Genomic DNA, 21,049 nt, shown 5'->3' with positions numbered 1-21,049 from the left:
TCACGCGCCCCCGGCGCACGCGCAGGGAACCGGCGCATACGCACCGCCGTTCCTTGTCTTTCGGGGGCAAAACCGCACACTCTCCTCAGCGAATCCCGCCCCCGAGACCAAGTCACCATCGATCCTAAGCGACTCCACGGCCGCTTTGGACTGATCGGTCAGTCGCTCACCGGGCGGGATCAGTCGGTCAGCGCCTTGCGCAGGCGGTCCTCGTTCACGCGCCAGAACGTGTGCTGCCTGCCGTCCACCAGCACGACCGGGATCTGCTCCCAGTACTGGTCGTGCAGTTCCCGATCCTCGGTGATGTCCTTCTGCTCCCAGGGGACTCCGAGATCACCGCACACCTTCTCCACAACGACCTGTGCGTCATCACACAGATGACAGCCTGGCTTGCGGATCAGGGTGACGAGCCGGTCCCGAGGGGGCCTGCGACGGAAGAGGGGACTCATGTCGGCCATTGTCGCGCGGCCGCGCCCGGGCGGAACCCTCGCGAAAGCGCGAGGGGACGCGCCGACCGCGCCCGTCCCGCGCGGCCTCTTTAACGACACGCTTGCCGAGAGTTCACAGGCTCCCAACCTTCCGACTCCGGAACCCCCGAACAAACTGGCTATGCTCACGCCATGGCCGCTCTAGGATGGCTCACTCCCCGTAGGCGCTCCGCCACGGCGCGGAGCGTTTTGGCAGGCGAGGCCTCGGCGGAGGCAGCCCGCAAGTCCACGCAGGAAGTCGCCGGCACGACCGAGGAACCGCAGTTCCCGGTGCACGGCGACGACCAGGCCGCCGCCTTCTTCGACCTGGACAACACCGTCATGCAGGGCGCGGCCCTCTTCCACTTCGGACGCGGCCTGTACAAGCGGAAGTTCTTCGAGACGCGCGAGCTCGCGAAGTTCGCCTGGCAGCAGGCGTGGTTCCGCCTCGCCGGCGTCGAGGACCCCGAACACATGCAGGAGGCCCGCGACTCGGCCCTCTCGATCGTCCAGGGCCACCGCGTCGCCGAACTGCAGTCGATCGGCGAGGAGATCTACGACGAGTACATGGCCGAGCGCATCTGGCCCGGCACCCGCGCCCTCGCCCAGGCCCACCTGGACGCCGGCCAGAAGGTGTGGCTGGTGACGGCCGCGCCCGTCGAGATCGCCACGGTCATCGCCCGCCGCCTCGGCCTGACCGGCGCCCTGGGCACGGTCGCCGAGTCCGTCGACGGCGTCTACACCGGCAAACTCGTCGGCGAACCGCTGCACGGCCCCGCGAAGGCCGAGGCCGTCCGCGCCCTGGCCGCCGCCGAGGGCCTGGACCTCGGCCGCTGCGCCGCCTACAGCGACTCGCACAACGACATCCCGATGCTCTCGCTGGTCGGCCACCCCTACGCCATCAACCCGGACAGCAAGCTGCGCAAGCACGCCCGCCGGCTGGAGTGGCGGCTGCGCGACTACCGCACGGGCCGCAAGGCCGCCAAGGTCGGCATCCCGGCCGCGGCGGGCGTCGGCGCGGTGGCCGGCGGCACCGCGGCCGCCATCGCCCTGCACCGCCGGCGCCGCTGACCAACCGATCAAACCGGGACACCATCGTTTACGGCCTGACAATCGCCGTAAATCCAACTGGCGTACCCCCACAACCTCGTATCCAGTCCTCTTGGCTGGACACGGCCACAACACGCCCCGGACTCAGCCGCAATCCGAACCCTTTCGATCAACAACCGCCCACTCTCCGGCACTTGATGCGGCGCCAATCGGTTACGGAAGCGACGTAATCGATGATTTGAGCAACTCGGTGTAGCAGTGCCTGCACGAAGCGTTATTCTCCTCAGACGCAATCCGGTACCCCTCCGTCGCTACGACGGGTGAAAGGTCCCGCACTGCACGTGATGGAAGCTCTGCCTCTGGGAGTCCCGTGTACCCACACGTCGGGGTTGACGCCTCGGGCCTGGCTACGCTGCGCGCAACGGTCCAAGACCTGTTGCGCGGCTTCGTCCCCACCGCGTACGCCGTCCCCGCATTCGCCACCGCCGCGCCCGTCGGCCCGTGCTACGCACTGGCCGACGGCAGCGCCGCGGTCGGCAGACGAGGCCGCCCGTCCGGGGCGGCCACCGCCCGCCGCCCCGCGGCGGACAGCGACAGCGCCCGGATGATGGACCTCGTGGAGCGCGCCCAGGCCGGCGAGTCCGACGCCTTCGGCCGCCTCTACGACCAGTACAGCGACACTGTCTACCGCTACATCTACTACCGGGTCGGTGGAAAGGCGACCGCCGAGGACCTCACCAGCGAGACCTTCCTGCGCGCCCTGCGCCGCATCGGCACGTTCACCTGGCAGGGCCGTGACTTCGGCGCCTGGCTCGTGACCATCGCCCGCAACCTCGTCGCGGACCACTTCAAGTCCAGCCGCTTCCGCCTCGAGGTCACCACCGGCGAGATGCTCGACGCCAACGAGGTCGAGCGCTCCCCAGAGGACTCCGTCCTGGAGTCCCTCTCCAACGCCGCCCTGCTCGACGCCGTACGGCGGCTCAACCCCCAGCAGCAGGAGTGCGTGACGCTCCGCTTTCTCCAGGGCCTCTCCGTCGCCGAGACCGCACGGGTGATGGGCAAGAACGAGGGCGCCATCAAGACCCTCCAGTACCGGGCCGTCCGCACCCTCGCCCGGCTCCTCCCGGAAGACGCCCGCTGACCGCCCCGCACGTTAGGCGACATTCAACTCACGTTCCGTGACGGTTCGTTGGCTTCGGCATCCGATCAGCCGGTGTCCGTAACCCAAGTGCCGCGCCGCTCGTTGTGCGGGATGCAGGCTCCCTGTGGTCACCCCCTGGCCGACTCCGATCACTCGATCGTGTGGTCGTGGTCAGGGTGTGCAACCCTCAGGACCCCCTGGGGAGTCGACCGTCATGACGAGAGGAGGTGCCGCCAGTGATCGCGAACGTATCGGCGCACCGGCGGGCGAACGCCTTCGCCCAGGCCCTGGAGGAGCAGCCCGAGCAGGGCACGGCGGCCGAGCAGCCCGAAGGATCCGCACCGGCCCCGGCGGCCGCGGAACCGAGCGAGCAGGACCGCCATCTGGCGCTCGCCTCGGGGCTCGGCGCGCTGCCCAAGCCGGCGCTCGACCCGGAGGTCAAGGTCGTCCAGCGGGCCCAGCTGGTGGCCGCTTTCGAGGCCATGCTCCAGGAGGGCACCGCGGGCGGCGGGGCGACGGACAGCGCGGTTCCCGAGCAGCGGTCCCGGGCTCGCGGCGCGCACCGTGCGAGTTCGCTGAAGAAGTTCCGGCCGCGTTCCCGGCTCGCCAAGGGCCTCACCGCGGGCGGACTCAGCGTAGGGGTGGCCGCGAGCGCCTTCGGCGGAGTCTCCGCCGCCAGCTCGGACGCCCTGCCCGGCGACTCGCTCTACGGCCTCAAGCGCGGCATCGAGGACGTCACGCTCGGCCTCGCCGACGGGTCGGACGAGCGCGGCCGGGTCTACCTCGACCACGCCTCCACCCGGCTCAGCGAGGCACGCCGCCTGATGGAGCGCGGCCGCAGCGGCCCGCTGGACCACGAGTCCCTCGGCGAGATCCGCCGTGCCCTGTCCGGCATGCGGCACGACGCGTCGGAGGGCCACCGGCTGCTGAGCGAGGCGTACAAGCGCGACCCGGACTCGCTGGGCCCCATCCAGGCCCTGTCCGCGTTCTCCCGCTCCCACCGCGAGGCCTGGGGCGAACTGCGCGAGCGACTGCCCGTTCAGCTCGGGGACGTCAGCGAGCAGGTGTCGTCCGTGTTCGACGCCATAGACGAGGACGTCGCCCCGCTGGAGTCCCTGCTGCCCGAGCCCCCGGCCACGAGCGGCGGCGACGGCAAGCGGCGCGGCGCCTCCGAGTCGGCCCCCGGCGGCTCCTCCGGTACCGACCGCTCGGCCCGCCCCAACGACAGCGGCGGCAGGCACAGCGACGAGGGCCTCACCGGCAGCGGCAGCCCCAGCCGCTCGGCCGGCTCCGGCAGCGACGGTGACGGCCTGCTCGGCGGCAACACCGGCGGCCTCCTCGACCCGCCGAAGGACAAGGACGGCGAGGCGAGCACCTCTCCGTCGGCAGAGGGCCACACACCCGTCCCCGAGCCGGATGTGACACTCCCACCGCTCCTGCCCGGACTGCTGCCCGGCCTGGGCATCGACAGCGAGGACGCGGACTAGACGGCGACGTTGGGGGCGCCCCCTCGGCAAGGGGCGCCCCCAACGTCGTACCCGGGCCGGCTCAGTACGCGGGCCGGCTCAGTACGCGGGCAGGTTCAGAAGAACACCGACCGCCGCTGCACCAACAGCTTGACCCCTCCCGTCCGCTGCCCTCGCACCGCTCCGCAGGCTTCGGACAGCTGCGCCGCACTCCGTCCGGCGGCTCCGGGCGACCGGCCGGCCGTTGCGAACGCCGGCGTCAGAAGAACACCGACCGCCGCTGCACCAACAGCTTGTACAGCGTGTGCTGGATCTGCTCCCTGACCTGGTCGGTCAGGTTGAACATCAGCATCGGGTCCTCGGCCGCCTCCGGCGGGTAGCCGTCCGTGGGGATCGGCTCGCCGAACTGGATCGTCCACTTGGTCGGCAGCGGGATCGCCCCGAGCGGCCCGAGCCACGGGAACGTGGGCGTGATCGGGAAGTACGGGAAGCCCAGCAGCCGCGCGACCGTCTTGGCATTGCCGATCATCGGGTAGATCTCCTCCGCCCCGACGATCGAGCAGGGCACGATCGGCGTCCCCGCGCGCAGCGCCGTCGAGACGAAACCGCCGCGGCCGAAGCGCTGGAGCTTGTAGCGGTCCGCGAAGGGCTTGCCGAGACCCTTGAAGCCCTCCGGCATCACCCCGACCAGCTCGCCCTGCTCCAGCAGCCGGGACGCGTCCTCGGCACACGCCAGGGTGTGACCCAGCTTGCGGGCCAGCTCGTTGACCACCGGCAGCATGAACACCAGGTCCGCGGCGAGGAGCCGCAGATGCCGGCCCGCCGGGTGGTTGTCGTGCACGGCGACCTGCATCATCAGGCCGTCCATCGGCAGTGTGCCGGAGTGGTTGGCGACGATCAGGGCGCCGCCCTCGGACGGGATGTTCTCGATGCCCTTCACCTCGACCCGGAAGTACGTGTCGTACAGCGGGCGCAGCAGGGACATCAGGACCTGGTCGGTGAGTTCCTCGTCGTAGCCGAAGTCGTCGACCTCGTAGTCCCCGGTGAGGCGGCGGCGCAGGAAGGCCAGGCCGCCCGCGATCCGCCGTTCCAGCCCGCCCTCGCCGTCCCGGGAAGGCTCCGGCGGCTGTTCATCGGAAGTCACAGGAACATCATCCTGCGCAACAGCCCTGGTGGGCAGGGGCTGCACCTCACGTACCGGCACGGACTCCGCGCCCGAGCGGCGGTTCCCGGCGCCCCGGCGCCGCTGCGGGCGCTGCACGGCGCTCCCGCGGGACCGGTCGTCGTCGAACGGAATGACCTTGGCGTCCGCCATCGTTGATGCGCTCCTCAGTTGGCGCTCTGCGTCGGGGAGTGTCCGCCGCCCGCGAGGGGCGAGTCGGCGATCCGGTCGACGGCCCCCGCAAGGGCCTCGGGCGGAAGAAGTCCGGGGCCCTGGCTGCGGGCGAAGTCCGCGAACGTCTCCGCGGTCGTGTACTTGGGCTGGAATCCCAGCGTCTCGCGCATCTGGCCCGTGGCCACCACCCGGCCGTGGGTGAGCAGCCGGATCTGCTCGGGCGAGAAGTCCGTCATGCCCAGCGTACGCACCAGCGAGCCCGCCCACGTGACGGCCGGCAGCAGCAGCGGCACCGTGGGCCGCCCGAGCCGCCGGGAGCACTGGGAGAGCAGCAGCACACCGTCGCCGGCGATGTTGAACGTGCCGCTGTTGAGCGTGCCCCGCCGGGGTTCGTGCGAGCCGATCCGCAGCACCTCGATCACGTCGTCCTCGTGCACGAACTGCAGCCGCGGGTCGTAGCCGAACACCGTCGGCAGGACCGGCAGCGCGAAGTACGAGACGAGCGGGGTGTCCGCGGTCGGGCCCAGGATGTTGGCGAACCGCAGCACACACACGGCCACGTCGGGCCGGCGGCGCGCGAAGCCGCGGACATAGCCCTCGACCTCGACGGTGTCCTTGGCGAAGCCGCCGCTCGGCAGGGACTTGGGCGGGGTCGTCTCGGTGAACACGGCCGGGTCGCGGGGCGCGGAGCCGTAGACGTTCGTGCTGGACTTCACGACCAGCCGTTGCACGGCCGGGGACTTCTGGCAGGCACCGAGCAGCTGCATGGTGCCGATGACGTTGGTCTCCTTCAGGGAGGCCCGGTTGCCGCTGCCCAGCGGTGTGCCCGTCACGTCCAGGTGGACGATCGTGTCGGCGCCCGTCTCGGCGAGCACCCGCGCGATCCCGGGCTGCCGGATGTCGGCCTGGACGAAGTCCGCGCCGCCCAGATGGTGCTCGGGCGGCACCGCGTCCACGGCGACGACCCGGTCCACCTCGGGGTCCCGCTGGATCCGCCTGACGAACCGGCCCCCCAGCTGGCGGGCCACTCCGGTCACGAGCACGACCTTGCCCAAGATCAGCGCCTTCCTTCCAGAACGTCTTGCCCCCGCCGCGTTCCCCCGTGGGGCCAACTTAGCGGGTTGTCGTTGCGCTGTGATGACCGCCCGATGCGCGAAGTGACCGAAGCAGCCGGACGCAGGAGCGTGAGGCCTCGGCCGCGGGTCCCGAGGCGGATACGCGTGTGGCCCCCCACCGGTGGGTGGGGGGCCACAGCAACGCTTTCGCGGCTCGCGCGTCGCGAACTTACTTCTTGTTGCGACGCTGAACGCGCGTGCGCTTGAGCAGCTTGCGGTGCTTCTTCTTCGCCATCCGCTTGCGCCGCTTCTTGATAACAGAGCCCACGACTACCCTCGCTCACTTCTCATCACTCGGTGTTTGGGCGCCATGGGCCCATACGACCTACGAGGGGCCAGCCTACCCGTCCGAGCGCTGAGGTCGTAATCGAGGAGGCCGGGGGGATCCCGAGTGCCCTGTGGGGGATCGCCCCGGCCCTGCCGTCAGGCGGTTTCCACCCCCACGTAACTCTCGCGGAGGTACTCGTGAACCGCTTGCTCCGGGACGCGGAAGGACCGCCCCACACGGATCGCGGGCAGATGACCGCTGTGCACCAGCCGGTACACGGTCATCTTCGACACTCGCATCACCGAGGCGACTTCCGCCACGGTAAGGAACTGAACCTCGTTCAGAGGCCTCTCGCCAGCTGCAGCCATGACACACCTGAACCTTCCGCACTCGACGGCCACCGGCTTCCCCTTCCGGTGACTCTTCGTCGCTGCGTGCTCACTCCCCAATGTAGGTGCCAGTGATGCGAGTGGGGAAGAGGTGCAGCCATCGGCGACCTACTGTGACAGACACGCCCGATTGAGTACGTAGCGGGTAAGCGGCAGGTAGTAATCGGACCGCACACCGTCATCAAGTGGAACGGCCACGGCCACGGACCCCTCGGCCTCCCCCACGAACAGCGCCGGGTCGTCCGTATCGGCCGGCCCGATGGCCTCGAACCCCAGTTGACCTGCCCCGCAGACCCACCCGTGATCCCCGATCACCAGCTCCGGAAGAGGCCCGCCGGCCTCCGCGCAAGCGGCCAGTACGGTACGAACCGGGAGAGGTGAGTGCGTATGTGCGCCGGGCTCACAACCGGGGCGTTCCACGCCCGGGGTCCGCACCAGCGCGACTCCTCGTACGTAATCGAGGTTGTACGTACGTAGGCCGAACCGGGTCGTTATGTCGACACACCGACCCTGCGCCGGGGTGAGAACGGCACATCCAGCCGCCGACAGCGCGTCTGCCAGAGCGCCGTAGAAGCCGAGCAGCCGGTGCGGATGCCCGGTCCCCAGAAGCACGGGAGCACCCCGCCCGGCGGCCTCGGCGAGACGCTCCGCGAAGGCGTCCAGAGCCGCCAGGGTCCGCTCCGGATCGATCACGTCCTGGCCGGAAACCCGCCGGGAATCGGCCGAAACACCACACCGGTCCGCCATCAGCTCGATCAACTCCCGCTGCCCCCAGGCACCTTCGGGATCGATGCCGAGCAGCACCCGGGGGTCCCGGGCGGCGAAGAGCCGGTAACGGCGCAGGCTCTCCTCCCGCGAGGTCGCCACGGTCCCGGCGAGCCGAGCGCCCACCAGATGCGCACGCAGGGCTTCGGTGGTCAGCACAAGAAGAGCGTGCGTGACCGGAACTCCCCCTGTCCCGAGAACCCGCGAACACCGCACGGTCGGCCTACGCCCGCCGGCACTCCCTCACGCCAGCAGCCCCCGCAGCGGGAACGCCGCCCGCCGGGTCGCCAGCACCGCCTGGTCCAGCCGGTCCGCCGGGTCGTACCCCTCGTCCCAGCCCGACCAGCTCACGGGCCAGCGCCCGTCCGTCATCCGCGCCGGGGCCAACTGCCGCGTCTTCGCGAACACTTCCTGACGCCAGCCCTCGGGGATCATCGCCTCGGGCTCCACGGCCCGCCCGGCCGCGATCGCGACCAGGTGCGTCCAGGAGCGCGGCACCACGTCGACCACCGCGTAACCGCCCCCGCCCAGGGCCACCCACCGCCCGTCGGCGTACTCGTGCGCCAGGTCGTGACAGGCCACCTGCACCGCCCGCTGCGCGTCCAGCGACACCGCCAGGTGCGCCAGCGGATCCTCGAAGTGCGTGTCGGCCCCGTGCTGCGTCACCAGCACCTGCGGCCGGAAGTCGGCGATCAGCTCCGGCACGACCGCGTGGAACGCCCGCAGCCACCCCGCGTCGCCCGTCCCGGCCGGCAGCGCCACGTTCACCGCCGAACCCTCCGCGGAGTCCGCCCCGGTCTCCTCCGGCCACCCGGTCTGCGGGAACAGCGTCCGGGGATGCTCGTGCAGCGAGATCGTCAGCACCCGCGGGTCCTCCCAGAACGCCGCCTGGACCCCGTCCCCGTGGTGCACGTCGACGTCGACGTACGCGACCCGCTCCGCCCCGAGCTCCAGCAGTCGAGCGATCGCCAGCGAGGCGTCGTTGTAGACGCAGAACCCGGACGCACCACCCGGCATCGCGTGGTGCAGCCCGCCCGCGAAGTTCACCGCGTGCAGCGCCTCACCCCGCCACACGGCCTCCGCCGCCCCCACCGACTGCCCGGCGATCAGCGACGACACCTCGTGCATCCCGGCGAACGCCGGATCGTCCATCGTCCCCAGCCCGTACGACTGGTCCGCCGCCCCCGGATCCGCCGACGCGGCCTTCACCGCCCCGATGTAGTCCTGGCGGTGGACGAGCCGCAGCGTCGACTCCCCGGCCGCCTTCGCGGCGACGACCTCCACCTCACGGTCCAGCCCGAAGGCGTCGACCAGTCTCCGGGTCAGGGCGAGCCGGACCGGGTCCATCGGGTGCCCGGGACCGAAGTCATAGCCCGTTACTGCCTCGTCCCACATCAGCTGTGCGCGGCCGCTCATGCCCGCCACCGTATCGGTCCGGTTGAGCCGCGAACGACCGGGCGTACACCAGCGTCACCAGCACCAACACCATCGGCACGAGCATGGCCCCGCGGTAGCTCCACAGATCCCCGAGCGCCCCGACCAACGGCGAACCGATCAAGAACCCCACATAGTTGAAGACATTCAGCCGGGCGACGGCCGCGTCCGACGCCCCCGGGAACAGCCTCCCGGCCGCCGCGAACGTCTGCGGCACCAGCACACACAACCCCAGCCCCAGCAGCGTGAACCCCAGCATCCCGACCCACGCCCCGGGCGCCCCGGCCACCACGGCGAACCCGCCCGCCGCCACCAGCGCACCGCCCCGCACCACCGCGACCGCCCCGAACCTCCGCACCCCGAGATCCCCGATCGCGCGCCCCAGCAGCGTGGTGACCATGTACACGTTGTACGGCACCGTCGCCATCTGCTCCGAGCTTCCGAGCACGTCCTGAAGGTACTTGGCACTCCAGTTGGAGACCGTCGAGTCCCCGATGTACGCGACCGTCATCACCAGACACAGCGGCAAGAGCCACTTGAAGACGAGGACCCGGCCCTCCCCGGTTGGCCCCTCCGCCTCGCCCGCCGCACCGCCCCGGTCGTCGACGTACCACCGGCTCCCCACCAGCACAGCCGGCAGCAGCACCAGCACGACCGGCAGGTACGACACCCACAACGCCAGATGCCAGTGCGCTCCCACCCACGCCAGCGAGGCACCGACGATCCCGCCCAGGCTGTAGACCGCGTGGAAGCTGAGCATGATGCTGCGCCCGTACGACCGCTGGAGGCTCACCCCGAGCATGTTCATCGACGCGTCCAGCACGCCGACGGCGAGACCGAACGCCGCGAGCGCGATCCCGAGTTCCACCATCCGCTCCCCGGACCCGATGCCGAGCAGCGCCAGCAGCACCACGGGCTGGGACCACCGCAGCAACCGGCTCGGCCGTACCCGCTTCACCAACCGCTCGGTGGTCACGCTCCCGACCCCCGCGAGGATCGGCACGGCGGCCAGAAACGCGGGCAGCAGCGCGTCGGACACCCCGTACCGGTCCTGGATGGCCGGGATCCTCGTCACGAGCAGCGCGAAGGCGACACCCTGCACCAGGAAGCCGAACGCCAACGAGCCCCTGCCGCGCCGCAGCACATCAGTCATGGCGGCGAGCGTAGGGCCCAGGCCTACCCGTGGGTAGATCCAGCCAAAGATGAATTCTTCTCAGCTTCGGCCGGGTCGTCGGGAACGGCTCACACCAGCAGGTCGAGCAACTCCCCCATGTCGGAGAAGAGCCGGGTGGCCCCGGTGAGCTTCTCCGCGGGCGTCATGGCGGTGAACCCGTACACGTCCATGCCGACTGCGACAGCCGCCTGCACCCCCAGCGGACTGTCCTCGACGACGACGCACCGCTGCGGCGCGACCCCCATCCGCTCGGCCGCGTACAGGAAGAGATCGGGGGCCGGCTTGCCCCGCCCGACGTCCTGCGAGCTGAAGATCCGCTCCTCGTCGAACCACCGGTCGAGCCCGGTCGTCCGATGTCCCACGCGGATCCGCTCATGGCTCCCGGAGGAGGCCACGCAGTACGGCACCCCGTCGGCGGCCAGCTTCTCCAGCACCTCGGAGGCTCCGGTCACGGCCACGAGTTCCTGCTCGAAGGCCCTGAACACCCGTGTGTGAAAGACGTCGTCGAAGTCCTGCGGCAACCGCTGTCCGGTCCGATCGAGGACCAGCTCGTGAATGCGGTGCATCGCCGACCCCATGTAGTCCCGAATGGACTCCTCGTAGGAGGTGGGATGCCCCAGTTCGGTGAGGTACGCCGCGAGCAACCGATTGGAGATGGGCTCACTGTCGACGAGCACACCGTCGTTGTCGAAAATCACGAGGTCATAGCGCATGGATTCGAGCTTAAACGCAGAAAACCCCCGCATCCGAAGATGCGGGGGTTTTCCCAAAAATTGTTCGGCGGCGTCCTACTCTCCCACAGGGTCCCCCCTGCAGTACCATCGGCGCTGTAAGGCTTAGCTTCCGGGTTCGGAATGTAACCGGGCGTTTCCCCTACGCTATAACCACCGAAACACTATGAAACTGTCGAACAATGCCGCACCACACCATTAACGATGGCATGGGGCCGTTCGTGGTTTCAGAACCAACACAGTGGACGCGAGCAACTGAGGACAAGCCCTCGGCCTATTAGTACCGGTCAACTCCACACGTTACCGTGCTTCCATATCCGGCCTATCAACCCAGTCGTCTACTGGGAGCCTTACCCTCTCAAGGAGGTGGGAATACTCATCTCGAAGCAGGCTTCCCGCTTAGATGCTTTCAGCGGTTATCCCTCCCGAACGTAGCCAACCAGCCATGCCCTTGGCAGAACAACTGGCACACCAGAGGTTCGTCCGTCCCGGTCCTCTCGTACTAGGGACAGCCCTTCTCAATATTCCTACGCGCACAGCGGATAGGGACCGAACTGTCTCACGACGTTCTAAACCCAGCTCGCGTACCGCTTTAATGGGCGAACAGCCCAACCCTTGGGACCGACTCCAGCCCCAGGATGCGACGAGCCGACATCGAGGTGCCAAACCATCCCGTCGATATGGACTCTTGGGGAAGATCAGCCTGTTATCCCCGGGGTACCTTTTATCCGTTGAGCGACGGCGCTTCCACAAGCCACCGCCGGATCACTAGTCCCGACTTTCGTCCCTGCTCGACCCGTCGGTCTCACAGTCAAGCTCCCTTGTGCACTTACACTCAACACCTGATTGCCAACCAGGCTGAGGGAACCTTTGGGCGCCTCCGTTACTCTTTAGGAGGCAACCGCCCCAGTTAAACTACCCATCAGACACTGTCCCTGATCCGGATCACGGACCCAGGTTAGACATCCAGCACGACCAGACTGGTATTTCAACGACGACTCCCCCTGAACTGGCGTCCAGAGTTCACAGTCTCCCAGCTATCCTACACAAGCCGAACCGAACACCAATATCAAACTGTAGTAAAGGTCCCGGGGTCTTTCCGTCCTGCTGCGCGAAACGAGCATCTTTACTCGTAGTGCAATTTCACCGGGCCTATGGTTGAGACAGTCGAGAAGTCGTTACGCCATTCGTGCAGGTCGGAACTTACCCGACAAGGAATTTCGCTACCTTAGGATGGTTATAGTTACCACCGCCGTTTACTGGCGCTTAAGTTCTCAGCTTCGCCCCACCGAAATGGAGCTAACCGGTCCCCTTAACGTTCCAGCACCGGGCAGGCGTCAGTCCGTATACATCGCCTTACGGCTTCGCACGGACCTGTGTTTTTAGTAAACAGTCGCTTCTCGCTGGTCTCTGCGGCCACCCCCAGCTCGAACAGCAAGTGTTCTCACCAGGTGTGGCCCCCCTTCTCCCGAAGTTACGGGGGCATTTTGCCGAGTTCCTTAACCATAGTTCACCCGAACGCCTCGGTATTCTCTACCTGACCACCTGAGTCGGTTTAGGGTACGGGCCGCCATGAAACTCGCTAGAGGCTTTTCTCGACAGCATAGGATCATCCACTTCACCACAATCGGCTCGGCATCAGGTCTCAGCCTTATGTGCGACGGATTTGCCTATCGCACGGCCTACACCCTTACCCCGGGACAACCACCGCCCGGGATGGACTACCTTCCTGCGTCACCCCATCACTCACCTACTAACCGCTTGGTCCGGCGGCTCCACCACTTTCCTTTCCCCGAAGGGTCCGGAACGGCTTCACGGCCTTAGCATCACGATGCTCGATGTTTGACGCTTCACAGCGGGTACCGGAATATCAACCGGTTATCCATCGACTACGCCTGTCGGCCTCGCCTTAGGTCCCGACTTACCCTGGGCAGATCAGCTTGACCCAGGAACCCTTAGTCAATCGGCGCACACGTTTCTCACGTGTGTATCGCTACTCATGCCTGCATTCTCACTCGTGAACCGTCCACAACTCGCTTCCGCGGCTGCTTCACCCGGCACACGACGCTCCCCTACCCATCCACACAGGCGTTGGCCCTATTGTGTGAATGACACGACTTCGGCGGTACGCTTGAGCCCCGCTACATTGTCGGCGCGGAATCACTAGACCAGTGAGCTATTACGCACTCTTTCAAGGGTGGCTGCTTCTAAGCCAACCTCCTGGTTGTCTCTGCGACTCCACATCCTTTCCCACTTAGCGTACGCTTAGGGGCCTTAGTCGATGCTCTGGGCTGTTTCCCTCTCGACCATGGAGCTTATCCCCCACAGTCTCACTGCCGCGCTCTCACTTACCGGCATTCGGAGTTTGGCTAAGGTCAGTAACCCGGTAGGGCCCATCGCCTATCCAGTGCTCTACCTCCGGCAAGAAACACACGACGCTGCACCTAAATGCATTTCGGGGAGAACCAGCTATCACGGAGTTTGATTGGCCTTTCACCCCTAACCACAGGTCATCCCCCAGGTTTTCAACCCTGGTGGGTTCGGTCCTCCACGAAGTCTTACCTCCGCTTCAACCTGCCCATGGCTAGATCACTCCGCTTCGGGTCTTGAGCGTGCTACTGAAACGCCCTATTCGGACTCGCTTTCGCTACGGCTTCCCCACACGGGTTAACCTCGCAACACACCGCAAACTCGCAGGCTCATTCTTCAAAAGGCACGCAGTCACGAGGCAAGCACAAGTGCTTGCCCGACGCTCCCACGGCTTGTAGGCACACGGTTTCAGGTACTATTTCACTCCCCTCCCGGGGTACTTTTCACCATTCCCTCACGGTACTATCCGCTATCGGTCACCAGGGAATATTTAGGCTTAGCGGGTGGTCCCGCCAGATTCACACGGGATTTCTCGGGCCCCGTGCTACTTGGGTGTCTCTCAAACGAGCCGCTGATGTTTCGACTACGGGGGTCTTACCCTCTACGCCGGACCTTTCGCATGTCCTTCGCCTACATCAACGGTTTCTGACTCGTCCCACGGCCGGCAGACCGTGGAAGAGAGATCCCACAACCCCGCATACGCAACCCCTGCCGGGTCTCACACGTATACGGTTTAGCCTCATCCGGTTTCGCTCGCCACTACTCCCGGAATCACGGTTGTTTTCTCTTCCTGCGGGTACTGAGATGTTTCACTTCCCCGCGTTCCCTCCACACTGCCTATGTGTTCAGCAGCGGGTGACAGCCCATGACGACTGCCGGGTTTCCCCATTCGGAAACCCCCGGATCAAAGCCTGGTTGACGGCTCCCCGGGGACTATCGTGGCCTCCCACGTCCTTCATCGGTTCCTGGTGCCAAGGCATCCACCGTGCGCCCTTAAAAACTTGGCCACAGATGCTCGCGTCCACTGTGCAGTTCTCAAACAACGACCAGCCACCCATCACCCCGCCCTCAACAGGCGAGTTCACTGGGGCCGGCGACTGAGGAAATTTCGTTCCCTCAGACACCCAACAGCGTGCCCGACACACTCCCCGCTCCCCTCAACGTTCCACGCTCCGAAGAGCAGTACTAGAAGGAGAAGACGATCAAGTATGCCGAATAGTCAACGTTCCACCCATGAGCAACCAGCATCAGACATTCGCTGATGTACTGGCCTCTGAACCAGGCAAGCCCGGCTTAGAAGTGCTCCTTAGAAAGGAGGTGATCCAGCCGCACCTTCCGGTACGGCTACCTTGTTACGACTTCGTCCCAATCGCCAGTCCCACCTTCGACAGCTCCCTCCCACAAGGGGTTGGGCCACCGGCTTCGGGTGTTACCGACTTTCGTGACGTGACGGGCGGTGTGTACAAGGCCCGGGAACGTATTCACCGCAGCAATGCTGATCTGCGATTACTAGCGACTCCGACTTCATGGGGTCGAGTTGCAGACCCCAATCCGAACTGAGACCGGCTTTTTGAGATTCGCTCCACCTCGCGGTATCGCAGCTCATTGTACCGGCCATTGTAGCACGTGTGCAGCCCAAGACATAAGGGGCATGATGACTTGACGTCGTCCCCACCTTCCTCCGAGTTGACCCCGGCGGTCTCCCGTGAGTCCCCAGCACCACAAGGGCCTGCTGGCAACACGGGACAAGGGTTGCGCTCGTTGCGGGACTTAACCCAACATCTCACGACACGAGCTGACGACAGCCATGCACCACCTGTACACCGACCACAAGGGGGCGCCTGTCTCCAGACGTTTCCGGTGTATGTCAAGCCTTGGTAAGGTTCTTCGCGTTGCGTCGAATTAAGCCACATGCTCCGCCGCTTGTGCGGGCCCCCGTCAATTCCTTTGAGTTTTAGCCTTGCGGCCGTACTCCCCAGGCGGGGCACTTAATGCGTTAGCTGCGGCACGGACAACGTGGAATGTTGCCCACACCTAGTGCCCACCGTTTACGGCGTGGACTACCAGGGTATCTAATCCTGTTCGCTCCCCACGCTTTCGCTCCTCAGCGTCAGTATCGGCCCAGAGATCCGCCTTCGCCACCGGTGTTCCTCCTGATATCTGCGCATTTCACCGCTACACCAGGAATTCCGATCTCCCCTACCGAACTCTAGCCTGCCCGTATCGACTGCAGACCCGGGGTTAAGCCCCGGGCTTTCACAACCGACGTGACAAGCCGCCTACGAGCTCTTTACGCCCAATAATTCCGGACAACGCTCGCGCCCTACGTATTACCGCGGCTGCTGGCACGTAGTTAGCCGGCGCTTCTTCTGCAGGTACCGTCACTTTCGCTTCTTCCCTGCTGAAAGAGGTTTACAACCCGAAGGCCGTCATCCCTCACGCGGCGTCGCTGCATCAGGCTTTCGCCCATTGTGCAATATTCCCCACTGCTGCCTCCCGTAGGAGTCTGGGCCGTGTCTCAGTCCCAGTGTGGCCGGTCGCCCTCTCAGGCCGGCTACCCGTCGTCGCCTTGGTGAGCCACTACCTCACCAACAAGCTGATAGGCCGCGGGCTCATCCTGCACCGCCGGAGCTTTCGACCACCATGGATGCCCAAGGTGGTCAGTATCCGGTATTAGACCCCGTTTCCAGGGCTTGTCCCAGAGTGCAGGGCAGATTGCCCACGTGTTACTCACCCGTTCGCCACTAATCCCCACCGAAGTGGTTCATCGTTCGACTTGCATGTGTTAAGCACGCCGCCAGCGTTCGTCCTGAGCCAGGATCAAACTCTCCGTGAATGTTTTCCCGTAATCGGGATGACACGCACGAGAGCGGAACAGTCAGGCGGAATAAGCCCGACCGTTCACAGCGTCCTCGCTGTGTTTTCTTCAAAGGAACCTCGACCATCGGGTATCCGATGGACGGGGTATCAACATATCTGGCGTTGACTTTTGGCACGCTGTTGAGTTCTCAAGGAACGGTCGCTTCCTTTGTACTCACCCTCTCGGGCTTTCCTCCGGGCTTCCCTTCGGTCTTGCGTTTCCGACTCTATCAGATCTTTCCGATCCGATTTCCTCGGCGCTTTCCAGGTTCCCGCTTCCGCGTTTCCCTTTCCGGCGGTTCCGACTCTATCAGATCCTTTCGGGCCTGATCCCCGGTCAGCGGGGTTTGTCTTCGCGGCTGTTGGGCCGTTCCGACGAGTGAGACTTTAGCGGATTCCCCGGCTCCCGAGCGAATCGGGGGCCTCGTCCTTTCGAACGTGGATTCCTCATTCCGTGAATACACATGCCAATGAAACGACGACAGGCGTACTGCGTCGAATAGTGGTTGGTACCTGCGGATTGGCTGCCCGGGGACCGACCGGAGTCGGCGCTCACGTCGGACAACTCGGAGAACACTACGGACGGGGTCAGGGTGTGTCAACTCAGGGGGCGGACGCCGCTTCGGGGGCGTAGCCTGGGCGCCATGACGACGCGTACGTGCACCCAGCTGTGGTGGGCCGCCTGACGGCGGCCGTCCCCACGTATGCACGCGACGGCCGCCGCTTCGGCGGCCGTTTTCGTTTCTCCCTCCCGGATCCACGGAGGGGCGGCCGCCCGGGGCGGCGGTCCCGACCAGGAGGTGGAGAGATGACACGGGTCTTCAGCGGGGTCAAGCCGACGGGGCATCTGACGCTGGGGAACTATCTGGGGGCCATGCGGCGGTGGGCCGCGGTCGACCAGCACGAGGCCGACGCCCTGTTCTGCGTAGTCGATCTGCACGCCCTGACCGTGGACCACGATCCCGCGCGGGTGCGCAGGCTGAGCCGGCAGTCGGCGACGCTGCTGCTGGCGGCCGGGCTGGATCCGGAGCTCTGCACGGTGTTCGTGCAGAGCCATGTGGACGAGCACGCCCGGCTCTCCTACGTACTGGAGTGCGTGGCCACCGACGGTGAGATGCGACGGATGATCCAGTACAAGGAGAAGGCCGCGCGGGAGAGGCAGCGGGGCGGGAGTGTGCGGCTGTCGCTGCTGACCTATCCCGTGCTGATGGCGGCGGACATCCTGGCGTACGGGGCCGGTGAGGTGCCGGTCGGGGACGATCAGCGCCAGCATGTGGAGCTCGCCCGGGACCTCGCCGTGCGGTTCAACCAGCGGTACGGGCACACGTTCGTGGTGCCGCGGGCCACCCGGCCGGGGGTGGCGGCGCGGGTGATGAACCTGCAGGATCCGGCGTCGAAAATGGGCAAGAGCGATGACGTCGGGCCGGGGATCGTCTACCTGCTGGACGAGCCGGACATGGTGCGCAAGAAGGTCATGCGGGCGGTGACCGACAGCGGGCACGAGGTCGTGTACGACCGGGAGACCCGGCCGGGGCTCGCGAACCTGCTGGAGATCCTCGCGGCGTGCACGGGTGGCGAGCCCGAGGCGCTCAGTGGTGCGTACACGTCGTACGGGGCCTTGAAGAAGGACACCGCCGAGGCTGTGGTCGAGGTGCTCCGGCCGTTGCAGGAGAGGCACAAGAAGTTGTGCGCCGATCCCGGTCATGTGGAGGGGGTGCTGCGGGCCGGGGCGGAGCGGGCTCGCGGGATGGCACGGCCGACGGTGGATGCCGCGTATCGGGCGATCGGGTTGTTGCCGGCTGCGGCGGAGACGGCCGGTGCCGGGGCCGTGGTGACGGTGTGAGGTGAGGCGGCTGCGGGGGCGGGTGTCCGGCCCGCCCCCGGTGGTCAGCTGTTGTTGCCGGAGGCCAGGGCGCGGCTGCGGTCGCGGGCGGCTTCGAGGGCGGCGATGAGGGCGGCCCGTACGCCGTGGTTCTCGAGTTCGCGGATGGCGTTGATCGTCGTGCCGGCGGGGGACGTGACGTTCTCGCGGAGCTTGACCGGGTGTTCGCCGCTGTCGCGGAGCATCGTCGCGGCGCCGATGGCGGACTGGACGATGAGGTCGTGGGCCTTGTCGCGGGGCAGGCCGAGGAGGATGCCGGCGTCGGTCATGGCTTCGACCAGGTAGAAGAAGTAGGCCGGGCCGGAGCCGGAGAGGGCGGTGCAGGCGTCCTGCTGGGACTCGGGGACGCGGAGTGTCTTGCCGACGGCGCCGAAGATCTCCTCGGTGTGGGCGAGGTGGTCGGCGGTGGCGTGCGTGCCGGCGGAGATGACGGACATCGCCTCGTCCACGAGGGCGGGGGTGTTCGTCATGACGCGGACGACCGGGGTGTCGGAGGCGAGGCGCTCCTCGAAGTAGGCCGTGGGGATGCCGGCGGCGCCGCTGATGACCAGGCGGTCGGCGGGGACGTGCGGGGCGAGCTCGTCGAGGAGGGTGCCCATGTCCTGTGGCTTGACCGTGAGGATCAGGGTGTCGGCGGACTTGGCGGCCTCGGGGTTGGTGACCGGGGTGACGCCGTAGCGGCTGCGGAGTTCCTCGGCTCGTTCCTGGCGGCGGGCGGTGACCAGGAGGTCGGACGGGGTCCAGCCGGCGCGGATCATTCCGCTGAGCAGGGCTTCGCCGATCTTGCCGGTGCCGAGGACTGCGACTTTCTGGGTCATGGCTGAGGTGCCCTCCGGGGGTTGCGCGTCGTCCGGGTTCATCCTCCCACTCGGGGGTGGCGGGCGGCGGGCGTGTCCGGTGGGCGGGATGTCCGGGGCGGGTTGTCCGCGTGGGGTTACGCCGTCCGGCGCCTGAGGGTCGCCGCGCCCAGGAGCAGGACCAGGAGTGCGCAGCCCGCGACGATCAGGGCGTCCCGGACGAACGTGGCGGTCATGTCCGTGTGGCGGAGGACCTCGTTCATGCCGTCGACGGCGTAGGACATGGGGAGGACGTCGGAGATGGCCTCCAGGGCCGGGTGCATGGTGTCGCGCGGGGTGAACAGGCCGCACAGGAGCAGCTGGGGGAAGATCACCGCCGGCATGAACTGGACCGCCTGGAACTCCGAGGCCGCGAAGGCCGAGACGAAGAGGCCGAGGGCCGTGCCGAGGAGGGCGTCGAGGAGGGCCACCAGGAGCAGGAGCCAGGGGCTGCCGGTGACGTCGAGGTCGAGGAACCAGACCGCGAGGCCCGTGGCCAGGGCGGACTGGATGATCGCCAGGGTGCCGAAGGCGAGGGCGTAGCCGGCGATGAGGTCGCCCTTGCCCAGCGGCATGGCGAGGAGGCGTTCGAGGGTGCCCGAGGTGCGTTCGCGCAGGGTGGCGATGGACGTCACCAGGAACATCGTGATCAGGGGGAAGATCCCGAGGAGGGACGCGCCGATGCTGTCGAAGGTGCGGGGGCTGCCGTCGAAGACGTAGCGCAGCAGGAACAGCATCACGCAGGGGATGAGGATCAGCAGCGCGATGGTGCGGGGGTCGTGGGTGAGCTGGCGCAGGACCCGGGCCGCGGTGGCGGTGGTGCGGGAGGCGCTCAGGGCCCTCGGTGGGGTGGTCGGCCGGGTCGCGGTGGTGGTCATCGGGTCGTCTCCTTCGTGCGGGCTGCTGCTTTCGCCTCGTCCACCAGGCGCAGGAAGGCCTCCTCGACGGTGGTGGCGCCGGTGCGGGTGCGCAGGGCGTCGGGTGTTTCTCCCCCGGCCTCCGGCCGGGAGGTGCCCTCAGTGAGGAGTTCGCCGTCGCGCATGAGGAGGAGGCGGTCGCAGCGCTCGGCCTCGTCCATGACGTGGGAGGAGACGAGGAGGGTGGCGCCGCGGCCGGTCGCGATGTCGTGGAAGAGGTTCCACAGGTCGCGGCGCAGGACCGGGTCGAGGCCGACGGTCGGTTCGTCGAGGACCAGGAGTTCCGGGGAGCCGAGGAGGGCGACGGCGAGGGAGACGCGGTTGCGCTGGCCGCCGGAGAGGTTGCCGGCCAGGGCGTCGGCGTGGGTGGTGAGGTCGACGTCGGCGATGGCGCGGGTGACGTCGGCGTCGCGCCGGTCGGCTGCCGGGCGGCCGGGGTCGAGGATCGCGGCGAAGTAGTCGAGGTTCTGGCGGACGGTCAGGTCGTCGTAGACGGACGGGGCCTGGGTGACGTAGCCGATGCGGGTGCGCAGGGTGGGGTGGCCGGCGGGGCGGCCGAGGACGTCGAGGGTGCCGGTGACCTTGGCCTGGGTGCCGACGAGGGCGCGCATCAGGGTCGACTTGCCGCAGCCGGAGGGGCCGAGGAGGCCGGTGATCTGGCCCCGGGGGACGGTGAAGCCGAGGTTGCGCAGGACTGTGCGGGGGCCGCGGACGACGGTGAGGTTCTCGGCGTGGACGGCTGGGGTGTCCGGGTCCGGGGACTGGCCGGGGATGGGTGCCGGGCCCGGGCGTGGCGAGCCGGGAGCATTATTCATCATGCGATGAATAATGCTCCCGGGGGTCGGACGC

Annotated in this window: 16 protein-coding genes and 3 rRNA genes; 4 read left to right on the top strand and 15 right to left on the bottom strand. The window is 67.2% G+C overall.

The window, feature by feature from the left end:
- Positions 1-179 precede the first annotated feature (179 nt).
- On the bottom strand, positions 180-458 hold the full coding sequence (locus QOL88_RS22340) for a glutaredoxin family protein (protein WP_086603661.1): 279 nt from the start codon (positions 456-458) through the stop codon (positions 180-182).
- A 162-nt stretch (positions 459-620) separates the two neighbouring features.
- Between QOL88_RS22340 and QOL88_RS22335 the strand changes: the two genes are divergently transcribed.
- From QOL88_RS22335 to QOL88_RS22325, 3 genes are all read left to right on the top strand, one after another.
- Positions 621-1,538 (top strand): HAD family hydrolase, encoded by a 918-nt coding sequence (locus QOL88_RS22335; protein ID WP_097218776.1) that lies wholly within the window; start codon positions 621-623, stop codon positions 1,536-1,538.
- A 349-nt stretch (positions 1,539-1,887) separates the two neighbouring features.
- Entirely contained in the window at positions 1,888-2,658 is a 771-nt protein-coding gene (locus QOL88_RS22330) for an ECF subfamily RNA polymerase sigma factor, BldN family (protein ID WP_030840376.1), read from the top strand.
- A gap of 236 nt (positions 2,659-2,894) precedes the next feature.
- The gene (locus tag QOL88_RS22325; RefSeq protein ID WP_179878932.1) at positions 2,895-4,145 is read left to right on the top strand and encodes a DUF5667 domain-containing protein; all 1,251 of its coding nucleotides are present in this window, start codon (positions 2,895-2,897) and stop codon (positions 4,143-4,145) included.
- A gap of 238 nt (positions 4,146-4,383) precedes the next feature.
- On the opposite strand, the gene QOL88_RS22320 is transcribed toward QOL88_RS22325, so the two are convergent.
- From QOL88_RS22320 to QOL88_RS22270, 11 genes are all read right to left on the bottom strand, one after another.
- Positions 4,384-5,439: a lysophospholipid acyltransferase family protein gene (locus tag QOL88_RS22320; RefSeq protein WP_097218771.1), complete on the bottom strand. Its 1,056-nt coding sequence runs from the start codon at positions 5,437-5,439 to the stop codon at positions 4,384-4,386.
- A 14-nt stretch (positions 5,440-5,453) separates the two neighbouring features.
- Positions 5,454-6,515 (bottom strand): NAD-dependent epimerase/dehydratase family protein, encoded by a 1,062-nt coding sequence (locus QOL88_RS22315; RefSeq protein WP_097218769.1) that lies wholly within the window; start codon positions 6,513-6,515, stop codon positions 5,454-5,456.
- A 229-nt stretch (positions 6,516-6,744) separates the two neighbouring features.
- The gene (locus tag QOL88_RS22310) at positions 6,745-6,843 is read right to left on the bottom strand and encodes a 30S ribosomal protein bS22 (protein ID WP_003948845.1); all 99 of its coding nucleotides are present in this window, start codon (positions 6,841-6,843) and stop codon (positions 6,745-6,747) included.
- A gap of 155 nt (positions 6,844-6,998) precedes the next feature.
- Positions 6,999-7,211, bottom strand: a complete 213-nt coding sequence (locus tag QOL88_RS22305; protein ID WP_004984898.1) for a helix-turn-helix domain-containing protein — start codon at positions 7,209-7,211, stop codon at positions 6,999-7,001.
- Positions 7,212-7,340: 129 nt separating this feature from the next.
- Positions 7,341-8,156 carry a phosphatase gene (locus tag QOL88_RS22300; RefSeq protein ID WP_097218766.1) on the bottom strand — a complete coding sequence of 272 codons (816 nt, stop codon included), beginning with the start codon at positions 8,154-8,156 and terminating at the stop codon, positions 7,341-7,343.
- Between the two features lie 84 nt (positions 8,157-8,240).
- Positions 8,241-9,413, bottom strand: a complete 1,173-nt coding sequence (locus QOL88_RS22295) for an acetoin utilization protein AcuC (RefSeq protein ID WP_097218764.1) — start codon at positions 9,411-9,413, stop codon at positions 8,241-8,243.
- Complete coding sequence (locus tag QOL88_RS22290) at positions 9,364-10,584, bottom strand: MFS transporter (protein ID WP_097218762.1); 1,221 nt, start codon at positions 10,582-10,584, stop codon at positions 9,364-9,366. The genes QOL88_RS22295 and QOL88_RS22290 overlap by 50 nt, the downstream gene beginning before the upstream one ends.
- A gap of 89 nt (positions 10,585-10,673) precedes the next feature.
- A complete protein-coding gene (locus QOL88_RS22285; RefSeq protein ID WP_097223128.1) occupies positions 10,674-11,318 on the bottom strand; it encodes an HAD family hydrolase in 645 nt (214 codons plus the stop codon).
- Positions 11,319-11,380: 62 nt separating this feature from the next.
- Positions 11,381-11,497, bottom strand: a 5S ribosomal RNA gene (rrf, locus tag QOL88_RS22280).
- 96 nt (positions 11,498-11,593) lie between these two features.
- A 23S ribosomal RNA gene (locus QOL88_RS22275) occupies positions 11,594-14,713 on the bottom strand.
- A 303-nt stretch (positions 14,714-15,016) separates the two neighbouring features.
- Positions 15,017-16,542 (bottom strand): 16S ribosomal RNA (locus QOL88_RS22270).
- Together the 16S, 23S and 5S rRNA genes form the textbook arrangement of a ribosomal RNA operon.
- 831 nt (positions 16,543-17,373) lie before the next feature.
- Here QOL88_RS22270 and trpS point away from each other — a divergent pair.
- Positions 17,374-18,408 carry a tryptophan--tRNA ligase gene (gene trpS, locus QOL88_RS22265; protein ID WP_097218759.1) on the top strand — a complete coding sequence of 345 codons (1,035 nt, stop codon included), beginning with the start codon at positions 17,374-17,376 and terminating at the stop codon, positions 18,406-18,408.
- Positions 18,409-18,452: 44 nt separating this feature from the next.
- Here trpS and proC read toward each other — a convergent pair whose 3' ends face one another.
- From proC to QOL88_RS22250, 3 genes are all read right to left on the bottom strand, one after another.
- Positions 18,453-19,265, bottom strand: coding sequence for a pyrroline-5-carboxylate reductase (gene proC, locus QOL88_RS22260; protein ID WP_179878931.1), 813 nt, complete (start codon positions 19,263-19,265; stop codon positions 18,453-18,455).
- 116 nt (positions 19,266-19,381) lie between these two features.
- Entirely contained in the window at positions 19,382-20,161 is a 780-nt protein-coding gene (locus QOL88_RS22255) for an ABC transporter permease (protein WP_097218754.1), read from the bottom strand.
- Entirely contained in the window at positions 20,158-21,018 is an 861-nt protein-coding gene (locus QOL88_RS22250) for an ABC transporter ATP-binding protein (RefSeq protein WP_097218751.1), read from the bottom strand. Before QOL88_RS22250 ends, QOL88_RS22255 begins: the two co-directional genes overlap by 4 nt.
- Positions 21,019-21,049: the final 31 nt, after the last annotated feature.

It is taken from the genome of Streptomyces sp. Ag82_O1-12 (assembly GCF_900182715.1).
Taxonomy (GTDB): Bacteria; Actinomycetota; Actinomycetes; order Streptomycetales; family Streptomycetaceae; genus Streptomyces; species Streptomyces massasporeus.
This window is presented reverse-complemented; position numbering and strand designations above follow the sequence as displayed.